This window comes from Micromonospora maritima (assembly GCF_902825405.1).
GTDB lineage: Bacteria > Actinomycetota > Actinomycetes > Mycobacteriales > Micromonosporaceae > Micromonospora > Micromonospora maritima.
The window spans coordinates 1-2,796 of sequence record NZ_CADEAU010000615.1 but is presented as its reverse complement, the minus strand read 5'-3'; the positions used below and the strand labels follow the sequence as shown (position 1 = coordinate 2,796).

Here is a 2,796-nt window from a genome sequence, read left to right as displayed (position 1 = left end):
CAGGTACTCCGTCATGTCGTCCCCCTCGGTCCGGGGCCGCGGCCCGATCGGCCGCCCCACCATCTCCACGAACGGCGGCGGCGCGACGGCCCAGGTACGCGGCTGGCGCGCCCGCGGCTGGACCGAGTGGCGCGACGCCGCCGAGGCGGTCTTCGACCAGCCGGTCACCCGGGTGCAGGCGCGCGTGGTGCTGACCACCCGCGACACCGCTTCCGAGGCCGCCGTGACCGGCCTGACCCTCACCGCCGATCGGGTCGCCGTCACCGCGGCCCAGCCGGCCGCCGCGCGCACCTACCGGGTGTACGCGACCCGGATCGGGCTCGTCGGCGGCGTCACGGCCAACGGGCACACCGTCGCCACCCGGGACCACTTCGCGGCGCTGCCGACCCGACGGGGTCTCTCCCCCCGGGGCACCGGCGACTACACGGTCAAGGTCTGCACCACCAGCGGCAGCCGCTGCGAGTACGCACCGGTCTGGGACGTCGGCCCGTGGAACACCCGGGACGACTGGTGGAACCCGCCGGCGGTCCGGGAGAACTGGAAGGACCTGCCGCAGGGGCTGCCCGAGGCGCAGGCCGCCTACCAGAACGGCTACAACGGTGGACGCGACCAGTTCGGGCGGACCGTGCGCAACCCGGCCGGGCTGGACCTGGCCGACGGCACGTTCTGGGACGGGCTGCGGCTGAGTGACAACGCGTGGGTGGACGTGACACTGCTGTGGACCGGCGGCGGGGCGCGGGCGGTGGTCGGCTCCGGACCGTTGAACCTACGCACCGGCGCGAGCACCGCGTACCCGAGCCGGGGTCTGGCCGCCACGTCCGCGCACGTGCCGGTCCAGTGCTACGTGACCGGCCAGCGGATCTCCGGCACCTACCGCACCACGACGAGGTGGTACCGCCTGGTCGGCGGCACCTACGTCAGCCACGCGTACCTGTCCTCGATCTACGGCGGCACCGTCCCCCGCTGCTGATCCGCGGCCCCTCCGCCCCCCCCGTCGATCTTGCAGTTACGGTCCCCGTTCCGAGGCCTTCGTCCCTTGTGCCGGGGCGTCAACTGCACGATCGCGGGGGTGGGGGGTGGTGATGGTGAGGACGTCGCCGGGGGTGGCTCGGAGGGTGTCGGCGGCTCGTCCGGTGTTCACCGCTACGGCCACGTGGGCGGCCGAGTCGACGTAGACCACCAGGGCGCCGGGCGGGGCGTCGCCGAACGTGCGGCCGTGCACCGCCTCGTGCCCGTTCACCAGCACCCGGGACGGCAGGCCGTCGAGCAGCACGCCGGGCGCGGCGAGCTGGACGTTGCCGAAGTGGTCGACGGTCAGCACCTCGGCGCTGAGGACGCCGGGCCCGGCGCGGACCACCGGGTCCGGCAGCCGGACCAGCGTGCCCGGATCCACGGCCGGCCCGGCCTCGGCGAGCGGGGCGCCGAGCGCCAGCCGGGCGGCCACCGGCGCGAACACGTCCCGCCCGTGGAACGTGCGGAAGACGACCGGGCCCAGCCAGTCCGGGTTGGTCAGCTCCACCGCGTCGGTCACCCCGCCGAGCGCCTCGGCGGCCGGGACCAGCAGCCCGTTGTCCGGCCCCACCAGCAACCCGCCGGGTGCGGCGAGCGCGATCCCGCGCCGTGCGGTGCCGACACCCGGGTCGACCACCGCCACGTGCACGCCCCACGGCAGGTACGGCACGGTCTGCGCGAGCACCGCCGCGCCCCGGCGTACGTCGGCCGGCGGCACCAGGTGCGTCACGTCGATCACCCGTACGGCCGGGGCGAGCCGGGCCAGCACCCCGTGGCAGGCCGCCACGAACCCGTCGGAGAGCCCGTAGTCGGTGGTCAGCGAGACCCACCGGGGGGTGCCGCTCACGTGTCGTCCGCCCCGGTGAGGTGCCGCGCCGCGACCAGCGCGGGCAGGTCTCGCAGGTCGTAGGGGGTGTCGTGGACCACCACGACCGGCCCGCCCCACTCCCGCTCGTGCAACGCCGTCAGCGCGGCGCGGTCCCCGTCGCGCGCCTGGCGTACCCGGATCGAGGGCACCAGATCTCCTCCCCGCTCGCGTCCGGCACACCCTAACGCCCGAACGGGCGGTCAGCCGCGCAGACGGAGACCGCGCGGGGTGGCCCGGAAGCCGGCGGCGGTGAGCGCGTCGCGCAGCGGGGACGCGTGCACCGCCTCGCCGTCCGCGCGCTCCACCGAGATCGCGCCGAGCGCGCCGGAGTGCACCGCGTCGGCGAGTGCCTTGCCCGCCGCGCCGAGCGTGTCGGTGTCGTCGGTGAACGACAGGATCGTGCGACCGCCCCGCTCGACGTAGAGCACCAGGTCGCCGCCGACCAGCACGACCAACGCGCCGGCCTTGCGGCCGGCCCGGTGGCCGGTGGCCGGGGCCGTGCCGTCGCCGGAGTCGACCACACGTTCCGGCCAGGGCAGCGCCGCGCCGTACGGGTTCGCCGGGTCGGTGGCGGCCAGCACCACGGCCGGGCCGCCCCGGTCGCGGGTGTCGTCGGTCAGCGCGCGGATGCGGTCGACCGCGCCGGGCACCGCGAACTGGGCCGCGCCGAGGCCCTCGACGAAGTAGCCGCGTCGGGCGGCCCCGCGTTCCTCCAGCGCGGACAGCACCGGGTAGACCGCGGCGAAACCGCCTGTCACCTGCTCCGCCACGACCGCGCCCCGGGTCACCACGCCGTGTCGTTCGAGCAGCAGGTCGGCCAGCGCGGCGGCCCGACGGGTCGGGTCGAGGTCGCGTTCGGGCAGTCGCGACCAGCGGCCGGCCATGGTGGGCGGGCCACCGCGGCTGGGCAGCGCGAC

4 protein-coding genes are annotated in these 2,796 nt (G+C 76.3%); 1 reads left to right on the top strand and 3 read right to left on the bottom strand.

The features are described 5' to 3' along the window. The coding region (locus HUW36_RS29995) for a hypothetical protein (protein ID WP_246248390.1) at positions 1 to 970 on the top strand (970 nt) is incomplete at its 5' end. A 36-nt stretch (positions 971 to 1,006) separates the two neighbouring features. On the opposite strand, the gene HUW36_RS29990 is transcribed toward HUW36_RS29995, so the two are convergent. The 3 genes from HUW36_RS29990 to HUW36_RS29980 form a co-directional block, all read right to left on the bottom strand. Then, on the bottom strand, positions 1,007 to 1,858 hold the full coding sequence (locus HUW36_RS29990) for an SAM hydrolase/SAM-dependent halogenase family protein (RefSeq protein ID WP_174531170.1): 852 nt from the start codon (positions 1,856 to 1,858) through the stop codon (positions 1,007 to 1,009). Continuing rightward, positions 1,855 to 2,028: a hypothetical protein gene (locus HUW36_RS29985; protein ID WP_174531169.1), complete on the bottom strand. Its 174-nt coding sequence runs from the start codon at positions 2,026 to 2,028 to the stop codon at positions 1,855 to 1,857. The genes HUW36_RS29990 and HUW36_RS29985 overlap by 4 nt, the downstream gene beginning before the upstream one ends. A gap of 51 nt (positions 2,029 to 2,079) precedes the next feature. Continuing rightward, a partial coding sequence (locus HUW36_RS29980) for an Lhr family helicase (RefSeq protein WP_425487280.1) occupies positions 2,080 to 2,796 on the bottom strand: 717 nt, incomplete at its 5' end.